Raw genomic sequence first — 15,610 nt, forward strand, 5'->3', positions numbered from 1 at the left:
TTCAGCCCGCGGCGAGCAACTCCGTCGTCCGTGGATCGGGCGCGCCGTCGAAGTACCGCCGGAGCACCTCGGCGAAGACGCTGGCCTCGGGGCGTGCCGCGGCGAACAGCGTCATGGAGGAGCGCAGCTTCAGGTCATCGGGGCTGCCGAATATCTCGGTGGCCGACCGGCCTTCGATCGCGAGCACCAACTCCGCGCACGCGACCAGCCGCGGCCCCAGGACGGGATGCGCCATGAAGGCCTGCGCCTCGGCGAGCGAGGCGATGCCGTAGTGCTGCGCGGTGGCGCTGTGCCCGAGGGCGCGCAACTGCGGAAAGACGAACCACATCCAATGGCTGCGCTTCCGGCCCTCGCGAAGCTCGCGCCGCACCACCGCGATCACGAGGTCTTGGGCCTGCACGAAGCGGTCGAGCTGGAAGCGGTCCGTCATGCCGCGCCGCCTGCCCTCGATCAGGCCTTGTGCACGCGCAGCGGCCCGAAGCTCTGCGCCACCGGCATGACCTGCAGGATGTTGACGTTGACCCGCGCCGGACGGCTCGCCACCCAATGCACGGCAGCGGCGATATCGTCCGGCGTCAGCGCATCCGCCCCGGCATAGGGTGCCGCCGCCTTCTCCGCGTCGCCCTTGAAGCGCACCGCGCTGAATTCCGTGCCGCCGACCAGCCCCGGCTCGATCTCCGTCACCCGCACCGCGGTCCCGAACAGGTCGGCGCGCAGGTTGAGGCTGAAATGGCGCACGAAGGCCTTGCTCGCGCCGTAGACGTTGCCGCCGGGATAGGGGAATTCGCCGGCCGTCGAGCCGATATTCACCACGTGCCCGCGGTTGCGCGCCACCATCCCCGGCAGCACGGCGCGCGTCACGTACATCAGTCCCTTGCAGTTCGTGTCGACCATCGCGTCCCAGTCATCCAGGTCCGCGCCCTGCGCCGGCGCCAGGCCGAGTGCCAGGCCGGCATTGTTCACCAGCAGGTCGATCGCCGCGAAGGCGGCCGGCAGCGCATCCACCGCCGCCGCCACCGCCGCCCGGTCCCGCACATCCAGCACGACCGGGTGGCAGCGATCCGCGCCGAGTTCGGCGACCAGCCCCTCCAGCCGATCCTCCCGCCGCCCGGCGGCCACGATGTTCCAGCCATCGGCGGCGAAGCGGCGCGCGATGGCGAGGCCGAAGCCGGCGGTCGCGCCGGTGACGAAGGCGATGGGCATGCAGTGTCTCCCTGATCTATCCGGCCCGCAGCAGCGTCGGCCCATGCGCCCGCAGCCAGGCCACGGCCGCCTCGCGATGCGGCGAAAGCCGCGCCACCTGCGCCCAGAACCGCGCCGAGTGGTTCATCTCCCGCAGATGCGCCACCTCATGCGCCACGACGTAGTCCAGCACCCAGCCCGGCGCCATCACCAGGCGCCAGGAGAAGGCAAGCGTGCCATCCCGCGCGCAACTGCCCCAGCGGCTGCGCGTATCCTTCAGCCGGATCGCCCGCGGCGTCACGCCCAGCATGGCGGCATGGCCGGCGGCCAGCGCACCGACGCGCCGCGCCGCCTCCGCCCGCAGGAAATCCGCGACGCGGCGCGCCACGAACTCCGCCCCACCCGTCACCACCAGCGCCCCGTCCCGCAGGAAGGCGCCGCCGCGCGCCGCAGGCTCGTGCCGGATGAGATGCGCCCGCCCCCCGATCGGCAGGCTGCCGCCCGCAACGAAGGGCAGCGCCGGGGCCAGCGCCGCGAGGCGTTCGAGCACCCAGGGCCCATGTTCCCGCAACAGCGCCAGCCCGGCCCGCCGCGAGGCGCGTGGCGGCAGGACGATCACCACCGCGCCCTCGCGCGGGCAGATGCGCAGCGACACGCGCCGGGCCCGCGCCGAGGGCCGCCAACGCACCCGGCACTGGCCGTGCGGCGCCAAGGCTCCCGGCAGCGCGATGATTTCCGACTCGGGCAGTTGCATTCCAGGACCATGGCCCAGCCGTGCCAGGCGATTCAACGGTGCGGGCGGCCCGGCGCCCTTGCCGCAACCCTCCAGGTGCCGGAGAAGGCCGGCGCAGCGGAGACCGGCCATGAACAACGACTACATCTACCCCGAAGCGACCGGCGAATGGCGGCCGGCGGGCGAAGTCACCGCACCTGCCAGCCCCGACCGGCCGGAGATCCGCGACGCGGCCGGTAACGCGCTGGCCGATGGCGATTCCGTCACCCTCATCAAGGATTTGAAGGTGAAGGGTGCGAACCAGACCCTGAAGCAGGGCACCGTCATCCGGTCGATCCGCCTGACGGACAACCCGGAGGAAATCGACTGCCGCCACGACAGCATCAAGGGCCTCGTGCTTCGGACGGAGTTCGTCCGCAAGCGCTGACCCGCCGCCCGGCGCGTCAGCCGGCCACCGCCTTCAGTTCCACCTCGACAAAGGACAGCTTCGCCGTCCCCGCATTGACGACGTTGTGCTCCACGCCCGGATCGCGGGTGTAGGACACGCCCGCCGTCAGCGTGGCGTTCGCCGTCGCGCCGCCAGGCAGTTCCAGCAGCAGCGTCCCGTCGGTGACGGGGATCACGACATAGCCCCAGCCATGCCGGTGCCAGCCGGTCTCCGCGCCGGGATCGAAATCCCAGCGCGTGACGCGGACCATCGCATCATCCTGCTGCACCGTGCCGATCGCCGGCGCCCGGCAGGTCAGCGGCGTGCTCACTCCGCGGCCTTCGCCATGGACAGGCCGGCCAGCGGCAGCGCGCCGGTCGCCTGCATGTTGTCCCACGCCTTCTGCCCGGCTTCCGCCGACAGCGGCAGGTGCGGCGGGCGGATGTTGCGCCAGGCGGCATCGCCGGTGCTGCGCGCGATGATCTCCCGCAGCCCGGGGATCAGCGGCGAGGACGTGGCCGCCTTGCGCGTCGCGTTCAGCACAAGCTGCGCCGCATCCGCTTCCGGCCCGGTGCGGTGCTTGTAGACGATGGCGCCGAAGCGGGCGTTGACGTTCGACGCCGCGGTGATGCAGCCCGCGCCGCCCTCGGCCAGGATCTTCTGGATGTACTCGTCGGAGCCCGAATAGACCTCGAACCCGTCCTTGGCGAAATGGTCGATCATCGCCTTCATGTTGGCGTAGTCGCCCGACGAATCCTTCACGCCCTTGATGGCGCCCGGGTAGGCCTTCAACAGCCGCCCGATCAGGTCCAGGCTGAACGGCACCGCGGATTGCTGCGGGAAGTGGTACAGGTAGATGGCAATCCCGCCGCCAACCCGCTGGATGACCTCGGAGAAGTAGGCGAACAGCCCGTCATCCGACGGCGCCTTGTAGTAGAAGGGCGGCAGCACCAGCACGCCGCGGCAGCCCTGCGCCTTCGCGTGCTTCGTCAGTTCCACGGTATCCGTCAGGCTGGCGCAGCCGGTGCCCGGCATCAGCGCCGTGGCCGGCACGCCGCGCGCCACGATGCCTTCCAGGATGTTCTTCCGCTCATCGAAGCCGAAGCTGTTCGCCTCGCCGGTGGTGCCGAGGATGCCGAGGCCGTTGCAGCCATTCGCCAGCAGCCACTTGCAGTGCCCGGCGTAGCGTTCAAGGTCCGGCGCGAAATCCGCCGTCATGGCGGTCAGCGCCGCCGCATTGATGCCGCCGAAAAGCGCGTCCTTCATGGTCGGGTCTCCTTCCCTCGATTGGTTTTCAGGCACGCCTCAGGCGTGTGGTCTTCAGGCACGCCTCAGGCGTGTGGTCTTCAGGCACGCCTCAGGCGTGGCATGGGGCGGGCCGCCTTCGGCCAGCCGCCGGGCCAGGCGACCGTGTTCTCCTCCAGCGCGCCGGCCTCGCGCTCGGCCACCACGCGGCCGCGCACGGAAACCCCGGCCTGGTGCACCGTCTCCGGATCGCCCGACACCAGCGGGTGCCACCAGGGCAGGTCTCGGCCCTCGGCCAGCAGGCGATAGGCGCAGGTCGGCGGCAGCCAGTCGATCGAGGCCACCTTGGCCGGCGTCAGCTTCACGCAGTCCGGCACCACCGCCTTGCGGTTCGCGTAGTTGCGGCACTGGCAGCTCTGCCCGTCCAGCAGCCGGCAGGCCACGTTGGTCCAGCGCAGCGCCTCCGTCTCCTCGTCGCGCAGCTTGTGCAGGCAGCAGCGGCCGCAGCCATCGCACAGGCTTTCCCATTCCGGCCGCGTCATCGCGCCGAGGGTCTTGGTGCGCCAGAAAGGCTCGGGGGCCGCCATGGCGGGCAGGCTAGTCGAGCTCACGCCTCCGGCGCCACATCCCGGAAATAGGGCTCGACCGTGCCCTTCAGCTTCAGGGTCAGCGGCTGCCCGCGGCGGTCCACCGCCTTGCCGACGGACACCCGCACCCAGCCTTCGCTGACGCAGTATTCCTCGACATTCGTCTTCTCGGTGCCGTTGAAGCGAATGCCGACGCCGCGCGCCAGCAGCGCCTCCTGGTAGTGCGGGCTGCCCGGGTTGACCGACAGGCGGTCGGGCAGCGTCTCGGAGGCAGCCTGGGGAGATGCAGAATCTTCGCTCATGCGGGGGTGGTAGTCGCGCCGGGCCGCGCTGCCAAGGGTTCCTGCAATCCGCGCAGCGCATCGAGGAAGCGTTGGGCGGCGAGTTCCGGCGGCCAGGGCTGCCAGGGCACGCCGCCGAAAGCCGCCGCCAGCGGGTCCGCCTCCATCACCCGCGCCCGGATGCCGAGCACGGCCCGCACCTCGGCCCGCGACCAGCCGGCCACATGCACCGCCTCCGCCGCCGCCATCGCCACGTCCAGCCGCTTGTGCAGCTTTTTCCCCTCCGCATCCCACGGCGCCAGCGCGTAGCGTTGCGCCACCACGGACGCCAGGCGGTCCTGCAACGCCATGAAGCCCGGCCCGAGGAAGGGCTTCAGCGGGGAGATGCAGTCGAAATTCGTCAGCCCCTCCTCCGCATCGTGCAGCAACTCGCGCAACGCCTCGGCCCGCCGGGGCGCCGGCCTGGCCCGCCGCCGCAGCGCCAGCACCGCCAGCGAATGCTGCGCGACGGACAGCGGTGCCCCCGGCCAGACCGAGTGCCCGCCCCACCGAAACGTTCGCGCCAGGCCGATCGCCAGGTCCTCGTCCGTCCAGTCGAAGGGCGTCGGCGCCAGCAGGTCCAGCCGCCGGCCGGAGGGCAGCCGTACCCAGGCGCGCGCTGATCCGCTCAAGGCGCCGTCAGGTCGAAGTCGGTGGTCACGGCCAGGTCTTCGCTGAACCAGGACCGCACCGCCGCCTGGCGCTGCCCGCAATATTCCGGGCGGCCTTCCGCATCCAGCCGCATGGTCAGGTCATGCCCCGGCACCAGCAGCGTCCCCGGCACCGCCCGCCACAGCGACCAGATGCCGGCCATCGAGGATTCGGAGGCGGCGGCATCCATCGTCATGTCGGCGGCCATGGACAGCATCTCCGCCCGGTTCTTCGCCGCGTCGCCGCTGAAGATCACCGGCGGGTCGTTCGCCGCCATGTAGAAGGCGAGGCACCCGGGCGTATGCCCCGGCGCCGCGATGGCATGCACGCCCGGCAGCGGCTCATCCCCCGCCACGATCCGCCGCGTTCTTGGATTGCTGGCGAGCTCCCGCACATGCAGCTCCGGCAGCGCGTTGAAATCCCACGGCTCGGCTTCCGCCCAGGCCAGCTCCGCCGCGCCGATCCAGACGGTGGCGTTGGGGAACAGCGGCGCGTTCACGCTGTGGTCCCAATGCGCGTGGGTCAGCAGGATGTCCGTCACATCCTCCCGCCGCACGCCGCGGGCCGCCAATTGCTTCGCCAGTTCCGGCCGGATGTTGAAGGACCCGACATCGACCAGCGCCACCCGGCCCTCGCCGCGCAACAGCGCGATGGTGCTCCAGCCGAGCGCGCCGTGGCAGACGGATTTGCCGGGATAGCCCTGCACCAGCACGTCCAGCGTATACATGCGCGCCCACCCCTTGCCCTCCCTGCACAGTAGCGGGGTTGCGCCGGCCGCCAAGCCGGCCGATCCTGGGTGTCACCGCCCATGAAGTTCCTGCACGCCGCCGACATCCACCTGGACAGCCCCCTGGCCGGGTTGCACGCGCGGGCCGACCTGCCGCCCGGACTGCTGCGCGGCTGCACCCGCCGCGCCTTCGCCGCCCTGGTCGACCTGGCCATCGCCGAGGATGTCGCTTTCCTCCTCATCGCCGGCGACCTGTACGATGGCGACTGGAAGGATTTCTCGACCGGCCTGTTCTTTGCCGAGCAGATGAAGCGCCTGGCGCGCCCCTGCTTCCTGCTGCGCGGCAACCATGATGCGAAGTCCATCATCACCAAGGATTTGTCGCTGCCGCCCAACGTCCGCGAATTCTCCACCCGCAGCTGCACCAGCCACGAGCTTGGCGAACTCGGCATCGCCCTGCACGGCCATTCCTTCCCGAACCGCGCGGTGCCGGAGGACATCTCGGAGGGCTATTGCGACCCGCTGCCCGGCTTCCTGAACATCGGCCTGCTGCACACCTCCGCCAACGACCCCGGCGAGCACGAAACCTACGCCCCCTGCGAGCCCGGCCGGCTGGCCCTGAAGGGCTACGACTACTGGGCGCTCGGCCACATCCACGCGCGCCAGGTGATCCAGCAGCGCCCCTGGATCGTCTTCCCCGGCAACCTCCAGGGCCGCCACATCCGGGAGACCGGGGCCAAGGGTTGCTCCCTGGTCACGGTGGAGGATCGCCGCATCGTCGCCGTGGAACACCGCGCCGTCGACACGCTGCGCTGGGCCCTGCTGGAGGTCGATGCAACCGCGGCCGACGACGCGGCCCTCGCCCGACGCATCGCCGATGCGGTGCAGCAGGCGCTGTCGGGCGCCGAGGACCGTCCCATGCTCGCCCGCCTGGTGCTGCACGGCGAAGCGCCGCCCCATCCCGCGCTCGCGACCGATGCGGCGCGCCTGGCGGCGGAATGCCGCAACGCCGCCATCGAGGCCGGCGGCGAGTTGTGGGTCGAAAAGGTGCGCTTGCGCACCACGCCGCCACGTGCCACGGCCAGCGAAGCCATCGCTCCGCTGCGCGCTGCCTTCACCGCCGGCCTCGGCGACCCGCAGCTTGTCGCCACGCTGCTGGCCGACTTCGCCGCGCTGCGCGGCAAGGTGCCGCCGCCGGCGCGCGAGGGGCTCGACCTGCCCAGCGACGAAGCCGGCTTGGCCAGCCTCGCGGAGGTTGCCTGGCAGGAGGTCGCGGCCGCGATCGCGGCGGAGCCGGCCGGATGAGGCTGCTGCGCCTGGAGTTGCTGCGCTACGGCCACCTCACCGATGCCCGCCTGGACTTCCCGCCGGAGGCCCCCCTGGTCGTGGTGCTGGGCGCCAACGAGGCCGGCAAATCCACCGCCCTGTCCGCCATCGGCGACGCGCTGTTCGGCTTCCCGCAGCGCAGCCCCTACGCCTTCCTGCACGACACCGCCCAGCTGCGCCTGGGCTTCGAGGTCGCCGGGCAGGACGGCAGCCGCGCCGCCTTCATCCGCCGCAAGGGCCGCAAGGACACGCTGCGCGATGCGGCCGACAGCCCGGTCCCCGAAGGCGCGCTGCTGCGCCTGCTCGGCGGTGCCGGCCGCGACCTGTTCGAGACGACCTACGGCCTGAACGGCGATGCGCTGCGCCGCGGCGCGCTGTCCCTGCTGGCCAGCGGCGGCGAAGCCGGCGAGAGCCTGCTGGCCGGCATGGGCCTGCCCAACCTGCGCAAGGCCTTGGACCGGCTGGATTCGGAGGCGAAGACCCTGCATGGCGATGGCCGCGGCCGGCGCGCCCTCGCCGCCGCGACCGAGGCCTGGAGCGAGAAGCGCCGCGCCGCGGAGGACGCAACCGTGCAGCCCCGCGCCTGGCTGGCGGCCAAGACGGAACTGGACGGGCTGTACGAGCAGGTCGATGCCAATCGTCGCCAGGCCTCGATGCTCGCCACCGAGGCCGCCCGGCTCAACCGCCTGCGCCGTGTCCTGCCCCTGCTGACCGCGCTCGCCGCCAGCCGCGCCGAACTGGCCGAGGTCGCCGATGCGCCGACCCTGCCCGCCAACGCCGCCACCACCCTGGCCACGCTGGTCGAGGAACGCCGCCAGGCCGCCGAGGACCGGCGCCGGGAGCAGGAGGAAGCCGAGCGGCTGGCGGCGGAACAGGACGCCCTGCCGCAGGACCCGGCCGTGCTCGCCCTGCAGGATGAGATCGACCTGCTGGCGGAGCAGCGCGTCGCCGCCCTGAACGCGGCCCGCGACCTGCCGGAGGTGCTGCGGGAGGTGGATCGCTATCGCGCAGAGGTCCTGGAGGCCGCGGCACAACTCGGCACCGCCGCGACCCCGGAAGCCGTCCGCGATGCCCTGCCGAGCCCGGCGGATCGGCGCCGCGCCCAGACCCTGATCCGCCGCCGCACCGCCCTGGCCACCGCGCTGGAGGAGGCCACCGAGGCGCTGCGCCAAGCCGGCCGGGCGCATGCCGAATGCCGCGACCGACTCGACGCCGCCACCCCTGACGCCGCCGCCCCGCCATCCTCCGCACCGCTGCGGCGCGCCATCGAGGCCGCGCGCGGCGAGGGTCCGCTCGATCGCGAACTGGCGGCCGCGGAACGGGCGCTCGCCGTCGCGGCCGGACGGGTCGCAACCGCCCTTGCCGCCCTGCCACTCTGGACCGGGACGGCCGAGGCGCTCGCCGCCTGCAAGCTGCCGCTGCAACCCGCCGCCGAGGCCGCCGCGCAGCATCTGGCGGCGGCCCACGCCGAGAGCGAGCAGGCCCAGGCCGCGGCCGCCGGATTGCGTGCCGAGATCGCCGAGCTGGAGGCGGCCATCGCCCACCTGGCCCGCGGCGAGACCGTGCCGACGCGCGCCGTCATCGCCGCGGAACGCGCCCGACGCGACGCGGCCTGGCGCCGGATCCGCGCCGCGCTGGAGGACGGCGCGCCCGACGCACCGCCCGATCCGGACGCCTTCGAAGACCTGCGCGATGCCGCCGACCGCCTGGCAGATGCCCGCGCAGACGACGCCGCCCGGGTGAATGACTACGCGGCGAAATCGGCCCGCCTCGACCTGCTCCGGGGCCGCCGCGCCGAGGCCGAGGCCGCCCAGGCCGCCGCCGATTCCCGTGCCGGCGCCGCGGAAGCCGCCTGGCAGGCGCTCTGGGCCCTGGCCGGCCTCACGCCGTCGGACCCGCCGGCCATGGCGGAATGGCGGCGCGTCCATGCCGAAATCCTGCGGCTCGCCGGGCTGGAGGCGGAAGCCCGCCAGAAGCGCGACGAACTTGCCAGCCGACTTGCCACGACACGGGACCGGCTCGCTGGCCTGCTGCCCGCCGGCGCGGCCGACCCGACCCTGGCCGGGGTGCTCGCCGAAGCCCAGGACCGGCTGGCCGAGGCCGAGGCGGCGGAGACGGCGCACAGGACCCTCGCCACCCGACTGGCGGATGCGGCGGAGCGCCTGGACGCCGCCAGGGCCCGCCACAGCCTGGCCGCCGGCGAGCTTGCCGCCTTCGAGGCGGAATGGCGGCCCGCGGCCCTGGCGCTCGACCTGCCGGCCGAAGCCTCGGCGGAGATGCTGGAATCTGCCCTCGGCGCCTGGACCCGGGTCGCGGAGGCCGCCACCGCCTGGCACCGCGACGCCGCGCGGGTGGCCGACATGCAGCGCACCGTCGCCGAATTTGCCGGGACAACCAGCCGGCTGCTCGCCGCCCTCGGTGCCGCCGGACCGGACGAAGCGGCGCCGCTCGCCGTCGCCCGGCTGGCCCGCCGCCTGGCCGAGGCGCGCGAGGCAAGCCGGGCCGCCGCCGACCTCGCGCAACGCCTGCAGCAGCGCCGCCGCGCTTTGGCCGAGGCCACCGCCCGCCACGACGCCGCCGAACGCGGCCTGTCCGCGCTGCGCCAGGCCGCCGGCGCCGCCGACCTGCCGGCGCTGGAGGCGGCCATCCGGCGCGCGGCGCGGCGCGAGGCACTGCACGCCGAGATCGCCCTGCAATCCGCCGAATTGCTGCGCCAGGGCGATGGCGGCGACGAGGCCACGCTCCGCGCGGAGGCCGCGGCGGCCGATCCGGACCAGGCCCGCGCCCGGCTCGACCAGATCGAGGCCGAACAGGCCGCGCTCCGCGACTCCCTCGCCAGCCTCGGTGCCGCCCGCCAGGCGGCGGAGGCGAGCCTCGAATCCATGCGGGCGGGACATGATTCCGCCGGGCTGGCCCAGGAAGCACGGCACCATTTGGCCGAGGCCGGCGCGGCCGCCGAGCGCTACGCCCGGCTGCATTTGGCCCGCAGCCTGCTGGCCGCCGGAATCGAGCGGATCCGGGCGGAACGCCAGGCGCCGCTGCTCCGCGCCGCCAGCCGCCATTTCGCCCTGCTGACCGAGGGTCGCTACGCCAGCCTGACCACGGATGAGGACGATGCCGGCCGCACGACGCTGCGCGCGGTGCGCGACAGCGGCCCCGAATGCCCGGTCGAGGCGCTGAGCGAAGGCACGCGGGACCAGTTGTACCTCGCGCTCCGCGTCGCGGCCGTCGAGGCGCATGCGGCCGGCACGGAGCCGCTGCCCTTCATCGCGGACGACCTGCTGGCGACCTTCGACGATGCCCGCGCGGATTTGGCGCTCGCCATGCTGGCCCGCCTCGGGCGCACCACCCAGACCATCCTCTTCACCCACCACGCCCACATCGCCGACCTCGCCCGGCGCCAGCCCGGGGTGGCGGTTCGGGAACTGCCCCGGCCGGCCGCGGCCTGAGGCGCAGCGCCCTTCCGCCCTGCCCCCCACGCGGCCTAAGCTGCGGCAACGGAGGAACAGTTTCATGGATGTCCGCACCCAGCCCCCGGTGATCCGCCTCGCGCCCGACGACGGCGTCCTGATCGCCCGCATCGGCCTGCCCCCCGGCACGACCGTCATCGAAGGCGTCACCGTCGGCGCGCGCCGCATCCCGCCCGGCCACAAGGTCGCCATCCGCCCGCACGCGCCGGGCGAGGAGATCCGCCGGTACGGCCAGATCATCGGCTTCGCCACCGAGACCATCGCGCCCGGCGACTGGGTCCACACCCACAACTGCGTCATGGGCGATTTCTCCAAAGACTATGCCTGGAGCCGCGAGACGCGGCCGACGCAATACGCCAACACCCCCGCCACCTTCATGGGCTTCCGGCGCCCCGATGGTCGCGCCGCGACGCGCAACTACATCGGCATCATCACCTCGGTGAACTGCTCCGCCCATGTCGCCGACCTCATCGCCGATGCCTTCAAGCGCAACCCCTTCGTGGGCCACGACCCGCTGGCGGATTTCCCGAACGTGGACGGCGTGGTGGCGCTGACCCACAAGACCGGCTGCGGCATGACGGAAGGCGAGCCGCTGAAGCTGCTGCGCCGCACGCTGGCCGGCTTCGCGCGCCACGTGAATTTCTCCCATGTCATCGCCATCGGCCTTGGATGCGAGGTGAACCAACTCGGCGGGCTGCTGGAGGAACAGCGCCTCGCCGGCCGGCTGCGCACCATGGACATCCAGGAGATGGGCGGCACCCGGAAGACCGTGGAAGCCGGCATCGCCTTCGTGCGGGAGGTGCTGGCCGAGGCCAATGCCGCCCAGCGCGTGCCGGTGCCGGCTAGTGAGTTGGTTGTCGCCCTGCAATGTGGCGGCTCGGACGGCTATTCGGGCATCACCGCCAACCCGGCGCTCGGCGCGGCCTCCGACCTCGTGGTGCGGCACGGCGGCACCGTGATCCTGTCCGAGACACCCGAGACCTACGGCGCCGAGCACCTGCTGACCCGCCGCGCCGTCTCACGGGAAGTCGGCGAAAAGCTGGTCGACCTGATGCGCTGGTGGGATGAGTATACGGCGCGGGAAGGTGCGGAGATGAACGCCAACCCCTCCCCCGGCAACAAGGCCGGCGGGCTGACGACGATCCTCGAGAAGTCGCTCGGCGCCATGGCCAAGGCCGGCAGCACCAACCTGGTCGAGGTCTATCGCTATGCGGAGCCTGTCACCGCCAAGGGCTTCGTCTTCATGGACACCCCCGGCTACGACCCCGTCGCCGCCACCGGCCAGGTCGCCGGCGGCGCCAACCTGGTCTGCTTCACCACCGGACGCGGATCGGTCTTCGGCTGCAAGCCGGCGCCTTCCATCAAGCTCGCCACCAACACCGCGATGTATGAGCGCATGTCGGAAGACATGGACGTGAATTGCGGCGCCATCGTCACCGGCGAGGAGACCATCGAGGAAGCCGGCCAGCGCATCTTCGAGCTGATGCTGCGGGTGGCCAGCGGCGAGCGGACGAAAAGCGAAACCTACGATTTCGGCAGCAGCGAATTCGCCCCCTGGGTGATCGGCGCCACGATGTGAGCTCCGCCTTCCACCCCCGCACCATCCACCCCGCGCTGCGCGGCCTGGTGCGCGGGTTGTGGCACTACGAGGAACAGCGCGACGCACCGCTGCGACGATTGGAGATGCCGGTCGCCGAGGCGGTGCTGCTGTTCAACCTCGGCCCGCCCATCGGCGTGGCCTGGCCCGACCCCGCGGCGGAAACCGGCTTCGCCAGCGCCGCCGGCTTCTTCGCCCGGCCGCACCCCGCCCCCGCCCGCAGCGTCATGTCCGGCCGCCAGCGCGGCGTGCAGGTGATGCTGACGCCGCTCGGCGCGGAACGCCTGCTGCGAACCCCTTTGTCCGCCGTCCCGGCCGCATTCCTGTCGCTGCCCGAGGCGTTGGGCCGGGGCGGCGCCAGCCTGGGCGAACGCCTGGCGGAAACCAGGGGCGCGGCCGACTGCCTCGACCTGCTCGAGGCCGAGTTGCTGCAACGCCTTGCCGGCACGGCGCCTCCGGCCGACCCGGTAGCGCAGGCCTGGCGCCGCATCGAGGCCAGCGCCGGCCGCATCGCCATCGGTGCGCTGGCCGGCGAACTTGGCTGGTCCCGCCAGACCCTCGTGACGCGGTTCCGCGCCCGCACCGGCCTCACCCCCAAGATGGCCGCGCGCCTGCAGCGTTTTCGTGCCGTCATCGACCGCCTGCCGGAAGTGCCCGAGCAGGGCTGGGCCGCCCTCGCCGCGGAGGCTGGTTATGCCGACCAGTCCCACCTGATCCACGAGGTCCGCGCCTTCACCGGCCTCACGCCTGGCGACCTGCTGCGGCGACGGCTGCCGGATGGGCTGGGCTTCGTCGAATAGGGCGACATTTCTTCAATCCGGCCGCCGCCCCCGCGCCTACCCTTGGACCTCCACGGCAAGGAGACCCCGCATGGACACGCCGCTCTGCCCCTGCCTGCGCTACGCCGATGCGCCGGCCGCGATCGACTGGCTGGAACGCGCCTTCGGCTTCCGCCGCGGCCTGGTGGTGCCCGACGACAAGGGCGGCATCGCCCATGCGGAACTGCACTACGGCACTTCGGGGCTGGTGATGCTGGGTTCGCCGCGCGCCGACAGCCTGGGTCAGCCGCCCGGCGCGCTCGGCGGCATTTCCGGCACCATCTACCTGCGGACCCCGGATGCCGATGCCGCCCATGCCCGCGCCGTCGCCGCCGGGGCGGAGGTGCTGCGGCCGCTGGAGGAGACCGACTACGGCTCCCGCGACTTCACCGTGCGCGACCCGCAGGGCCAGGTCTGGTCCTTCGGGACCTACTGGCCGGAACCGCCGGCCTGAACCGGCCCACGATCGATCGCGGTCAGCACCTCGTTCACCCCGCGATAGGTCGCCTCGATCCCCGTCACGCCACGCGCCGCGAGCCGTGCCGCGTGCATGGCGTGATAGGCCTCCGCCGCCGCGCGCGTCTCGAACAGGTAGACGCCGCCGGCGCGCCCGGCGGCGGGTTCCTCCGTCCAGATCTTCCACAGCAATCCCGCCTGCCCGGCGATGTCCTGCGCCAGCGGCTTCAACGCCTCCGTCCGCGTTGTCCCGAAGGCCAAATTCGGAAAGTCGAAGATCAGGACGGTCGGACCCTCAGGCATAGGGGATGGTGCGCTGCACCTGCTCGCCCAGCCCCTGGATCGCCACCTTCATGGTCTGCCCGGCCTTCAGGAACACCGGCGGCTTCTGGCCGAGGCCGACGCCCGGCGGCGTGCCGGTGGAGATCACGTCGCCCGGATGCAGCGTGATGAAGTGGGAGACGTAGGAGACCAGGTGGCGCACGCCGAAGATCATGGTGCGGGAGGATCCGTCCTGCATCCGCGCATCATCGACATCCAGCGTCATCGACAGATCCTGCGGATCGGCGATCTCGTCCTTCGTCACCAGCCACGGCCCGAGCGGGCCGAAGGTGTCGCAGCCCTTGCCCTTGTCCCAGGTGCCGCCGCGCTCGATCTGCCACTCGCGCTCGGACACGTCGTTGCAGATCGCATAGCCCGCGACATGCTCCATCGCGGTGTCTTCCGAAACGCATTTGGCGAGGCTGCCGACGATGATGGCGAGCTCGACTTCCCAATCGGTCTTCACCGAATCCTTCGGGATCATCACGTCGTCATTCGGCCCGCACAACGCGCCGAGCGACTTCAGGAACACGATCGGCTCCTTCGGGATCGCAGCGCCCGTCTCCGCCGCATGGTCGGCGTAGTTCAGCCCGATGCAGACGAAGTTCTTCATGCCGGCGACCGGCGGGCCGATGCGCGGCGTGCCGGTCACGGCCGGCAGGCTCGCCGGGTCCAGCGCCGCGATCTGCGCCAGGCCCGCGGCGGACAGCGCCACGCCGGCAAGGTCGGGGACGACGCCCGAGAGGTCACGGATGGTGCCGGAGTTGTCCAGCAGGCCGGGTTTTTCCTGACCCGCAGGGCCATAGCGCAGGAGTTTCATGGGGGACGCCTATACTCGGGTTGCGCGGGAAATCACAGCGTCCAGCCGCCATCGATGACGATGGCCTGGCCGGTGACGAAGGCGCTCTCGTCGCTGGCGAGATAGACCGCCAGCGCCGCCATCTCCTCGGCGGTGGCGAGCCGCCCCATCGCCTGCCGCGCCACGAAGGCGGCGCGCGCCGCGGCCTCGCTGCCGGCCTGCGCCGCATTGGCGGAAATACGCTCGCCGAGGCTGGGCGTGTCCACCGTGCCGGGGCAGATCGCGTTGCAGCGGATGCCCTGCGTCACGTATTCCGTCGCGACGGATTTCGTCAGGCCGATCACCGCGGCCTTCGTCGTGCCATACAGGAAGCGGTTCGGCGCGCCCTTGATGGAGGAACAGGCCGACGACATGTTGACGATGGTGCCGCGTTTGCGCTCGAGCATCCCCGGCAGCACCGCCTGCAGCATCTTCCACATGGACCGCACGTTCAGCGCGAAGCCGAAATCCCATTCGGCATCGGTCGCCGTCAGCACCGTGTTCTGGTGCACGAAGCCGGCGCAGTTGAACAGGATGTCGATCTCGCCGATGGCCGCGACGGTCGCCGCGATGGCCTTCTCGTCCAGCACGTCCAGCCCGCGCACCGTCAGCCCCGGCGCGGCCAAATCCGCAAGCTTCGCCACATCCTTGTCGGTGGCGACCACCGTCGCCCCTTCCGCCGCATAGGCGAGCGCGGTGGCACGCCCGATCCCCTGCGCCGCCGCCGTCACCAGGCAGCGCTTGCCCGCCAATCGTCCTGCCATCGGCCCGACCCTCGTCTCTTCCCGCCTGTTGCAAAGCCCTCTCCACCCATCGGGGGGAGAGGGTGGGGTGAGGGGGGCCGCGCCAGGCGATCAACGCCTTCGGCCCCTCGCACATCCCCCTCACCCAACCCTCTCCCCCAGAAGAGGG

Annotated in this window: 18 protein-coding genes; 6 read left to right on the top strand and 12 right to left on the bottom strand. The window is 72.2% G+C overall.

Annotation, left to right across the window (positions count from 1 at the left end; translation table 11 throughout):
- Position 1: 1 nt before the first annotated feature.
- From ACFHPP_RS08565 to ACFHPP_RS08575, 3 genes are read right to left on the bottom strand one after another with little or no spacing between them, the layout of a single operon-like run.
- On the bottom strand, positions 2–430 hold the full coding sequence (locus ACFHPP_RS08565) for a DUF1810 domain-containing protein (RefSeq protein WP_437162844.1): 429 nt from the start codon (positions 428–430) through the stop codon (positions 2–4).
- Between the two features lie 20 nt (positions 431–450).
- Positions 451–1,203 (bottom strand): SDR family NAD(P)-dependent oxidoreductase, encoded by a 753-nt coding sequence (locus ACFHPP_RS08570; RefSeq protein ID WP_437162845.1) that lies wholly within the window; start codon positions 1,201–1,203, stop codon positions 451–453.
- A 16-nt stretch (positions 1,204–1,219) separates the two neighbouring features.
- Positions 1,220–1,936: a M48 family metallopeptidase gene (locus ACFHPP_RS08575; RefSeq protein WP_437162846.1), complete on the bottom strand. Its 717-nt coding sequence runs from the start codon at positions 1,934–1,936 to the stop codon at positions 1,220–1,222.
- A 109-nt stretch (positions 1,937–2,045) separates the two neighbouring features.
- On the opposite strand from ACFHPP_RS08575, the gene ACFHPP_RS08580 reads away from it, so the two are divergent.
- Positions 2,046–2,342, top strand: coding sequence for an alkylphosphonate utilization protein (locus ACFHPP_RS08580; protein WP_437162847.1), 297 nt, complete (start codon positions 2,046–2,048; stop codon positions 2,340–2,342).
- A gap of 16 nt (positions 2,343–2,358) precedes the next feature.
- Here the strand turns inward: ACFHPP_RS08580 and ACFHPP_RS08585 are convergent, their stop codons facing one another.
- From ACFHPP_RS08585 to ACFHPP_RS08610, 6 genes are all read right to left on the bottom strand, one after another.
- Positions 2,359–2,673, bottom strand: coding sequence for a cupin domain-containing protein (locus ACFHPP_RS08585; RefSeq protein ID WP_437162848.1), 315 nt, complete (start codon positions 2,671–2,673; stop codon positions 2,359–2,361).
- Positions 2,670–3,608 carry a dihydrodipicolinate synthase family protein gene (locus tag ACFHPP_RS08590; protein WP_437162849.1) on the bottom strand — a complete coding sequence of 313 codons (939 nt, stop codon included), beginning with the start codon at positions 3,606–3,608 and terminating at the stop codon, positions 2,670–2,672. Before ACFHPP_RS08590 ends, ACFHPP_RS08585 begins: the two co-directional genes overlap by 4 nt.
- 80 nt (positions 3,609–3,688) lie before the next feature.
- A complete protein-coding gene (locus ACFHPP_RS08595) occupies positions 3,689–4,174 on the bottom strand; it encodes a YcgN family cysteine cluster protein (protein ID WP_437162999.1) in 486 nt (161 codons plus the stop codon).
- Between the two features lie 20 nt (positions 4,175–4,194).
- Positions 4,195–4,476 carry a DUF3297 family protein gene (locus ACFHPP_RS08600; RefSeq protein WP_437162850.1) on the bottom strand — a complete coding sequence of 94 codons (282 nt, stop codon included), beginning with the start codon at positions 4,474–4,476 and terminating at the stop codon, positions 4,195–4,197.
- Positions 4,473–5,126: a hypothetical protein gene (locus ACFHPP_RS08605; RefSeq protein ID WP_437162851.1), complete on the bottom strand. Its 654-nt coding sequence runs from the start codon at positions 5,124–5,126 to the stop codon at positions 4,473–4,475. Before ACFHPP_RS08605 ends, ACFHPP_RS08600 begins: the two co-directional genes overlap by 4 nt.
- A complete protein-coding gene (locus ACFHPP_RS08610; RefSeq protein ID WP_437162852.1) occupies positions 5,123–5,872 on the bottom strand; it encodes an MBL fold metallo-hydrolase in 750 nt (249 codons plus the stop codon). Before ACFHPP_RS08610 ends, ACFHPP_RS08605 begins: the two co-directional genes overlap by 4 nt.
- An 81-nt stretch (positions 5,873–5,953) precedes the next feature.
- Between ACFHPP_RS08610 and ACFHPP_RS08615 the strand changes: the two genes are divergently transcribed.
- The 5 genes from ACFHPP_RS08615 (at position 5,954) to ACFHPP_RS08635 (ending at position 13,537) form a co-directional block, all read left to right on the top strand.
- Positions 5,954–7,177: a metallophosphoesterase family protein gene (locus ACFHPP_RS08615; protein ID WP_437162853.1), complete on the top strand. Its 1,224-nt coding sequence runs from the start codon at positions 5,954–5,956 to the stop codon at positions 7,175–7,177.
- The gene (locus ACFHPP_RS08620) at positions 7,174–10,647 is read left to right on the top strand and encodes an AAA family ATPase (protein ID WP_437162854.1); all 3,474 of its coding nucleotides are present in this window, start codon (positions 7,174–7,176) and stop codon (positions 10,645–10,647) included. Before ACFHPP_RS08615 ends, ACFHPP_RS08620 begins: the two co-directional genes overlap by 4 nt.
- Before the next feature lie 64 nt (positions 10,648–10,711).
- Positions 10,712–12,247: a UxaA family hydrolase gene (locus ACFHPP_RS08625; protein WP_437162855.1), complete on the top strand. Its 1,536-nt coding sequence runs from the start codon at positions 10,712–10,714 to the stop codon at positions 12,245–12,247.
- Complete coding sequence (locus ACFHPP_RS08630; protein ID WP_437162856.1) at positions 12,244–13,065, top strand: helix-turn-helix domain-containing protein; 822 nt, start codon at positions 12,244–12,246, stop codon at positions 13,063–13,065. The genes ACFHPP_RS08625 and ACFHPP_RS08630 overlap by 4 nt, the downstream gene beginning before the upstream one ends.
- 70 nt (positions 13,066–13,135) lie before the next feature.
- Positions 13,136–13,537: a VOC family protein gene (locus tag ACFHPP_RS08635; RefSeq protein WP_437162857.1), complete on the top strand. Its 402-nt coding sequence runs from the start codon at positions 13,136–13,138 to the stop codon at positions 13,535–13,537.
- On the opposite strand, the gene ACFHPP_RS08640 is transcribed toward ACFHPP_RS08635, so the two are convergent.
- From ACFHPP_RS08640 to ACFHPP_RS08650, 3 genes are read right to left on the bottom strand one after another with little or no spacing between them, the layout of a single operon-like run.
- Complete coding sequence (locus ACFHPP_RS08640; protein ID WP_437162858.1) at positions 13,513–13,842, bottom strand: YdhR family protein; 330 nt, start codon at positions 13,840–13,842, stop codon at positions 13,513–13,515. The two genes, ACFHPP_RS08635 and ACFHPP_RS08640, sit on opposite strands and share 25 nt — an antisense overlap.
- Complete coding sequence (locus ACFHPP_RS08645; protein WP_437162859.1) at positions 13,835–14,680, bottom strand: fumarylacetoacetate hydrolase family protein; 846 nt, start codon at positions 14,678–14,680, stop codon at positions 13,835–13,837. The genes ACFHPP_RS08640 and ACFHPP_RS08645 overlap by 8 nt, the downstream gene beginning before the upstream one ends.
- Before the next feature lie 32 nt (positions 14,681–14,712).
- Positions 14,713–15,462, bottom strand: coding sequence for an SDR family oxidoreductase (locus ACFHPP_RS08650; protein WP_437162860.1), 750 nt, complete (start codon positions 15,460–15,462; stop codon positions 14,713–14,715).
- Between the last annotated feature and the right edge of the window lie 148 nt (positions 15,463–15,610).

The sequence above is a fragment of the Falsiroseomonas sp. E2-1-a20 genome, from assembly GCF_051433195.1.
Lineage (GTDB): Bacteria > Pseudomonadota > Alphaproteobacteria > Acetobacterales > Acetobacteraceae > Falsiroseomonas.

Coding starts and splice junctions, on each gene's coding strand:
- ACFHPP_RS08565 (WP_437162844.1), bottom strand. CDS start 430: ATGACGGACCGCTTCCAGCTCGACCGCTTCGTGCAGGCCCAAGACCTC.
- ACFHPP_RS08570 (WP_437162845.1), bottom strand. CDS start 1,203: ATGCCCATCGCCTTCGTCACCGGCGCGACCGCCGGCTTCGGCCTCGCC.
- ACFHPP_RS08575 (WP_437162846.1), bottom strand. CDS start 1,936: ATGCAACTGCCCGAGTCGGAAATCATCGCGCTGCCGGGAGCCTTGGCG.
- ACFHPP_RS08580 (WP_437162847.1), top strand. CDS start 2,046: ATGAACAACGACTACATCTACCCCGAAGCGACCGGCGAATGGCGGCCG.
- ACFHPP_RS08590 (WP_437162849.1), bottom strand. CDS start 3,608: ATGAAGGACGCGCTTTTCGGCGGCATCAATGCGGCGGCGCTGACCGCC.
- ACFHPP_RS08595 (WP_437162999.1), bottom strand. CDS start 4,174: ATGGCGGCCCCCGAGCCTTTCTGGCGCACCAAGACCCTCGGCGCGATG.
- ACFHPP_RS08600 (WP_437162850.1), bottom strand. CDS start 4,476: ATGAGCGAAGATTCTGCATCTCCCCAGGCTGCCTCCGAGACGCTGCCC.
- ACFHPP_RS08610 (WP_437162852.1), bottom strand. CDS start 5,872: ATGTATACGCTGGACGTGCTGGTGCAGGGCTATCCCGGCAAATCCGTC.
- ACFHPP_RS08615 (WP_437162853.1), top strand. CDS start 5,954: ATGAAGTTCCTGCACGCCGCCGACATCCACCTGGACAGCCCCCTGGCC.
- ACFHPP_RS08620 (WP_437162854.1), top strand. CDS start 7,174: ATGAGGCTGCTGCGCCTGGAGTTGCTGCGCTACGGCCACCTCACCGAT.
- ACFHPP_RS08625 (WP_437162855.1), top strand. CDS start 10,712: ATGGATGTCCGCACCCAGCCCCCGGTGATCCGCCTCGCGCCCGACGAC.
- ACFHPP_RS08635 (WP_437162857.1), top strand. CDS start 13,136: ATGGACACGCCGCTCTGCCCCTGCCTGCGCTACGCCGATGCGCCGGCC.
- ACFHPP_RS08640 (WP_437162858.1), bottom strand. CDS start 13,842: ATGCCTGAGGGTCCGACCGTCCTGATCTTCGACTTTCCGAATTTGGCC.
- ACFHPP_RS08645 (WP_437162859.1), bottom strand. CDS start 14,680: ATGAAACTCCTGCGCTATGGCCCTGCGGGTCAGGAAAAACCCGGCCTG.
- ACFHPP_RS08650 (WP_437162860.1), bottom strand. CDS start 15,462: ATGGCAGGACGATTGGCGGGCAAGCGCTGCCTGGTGACGGCGGCGGCG.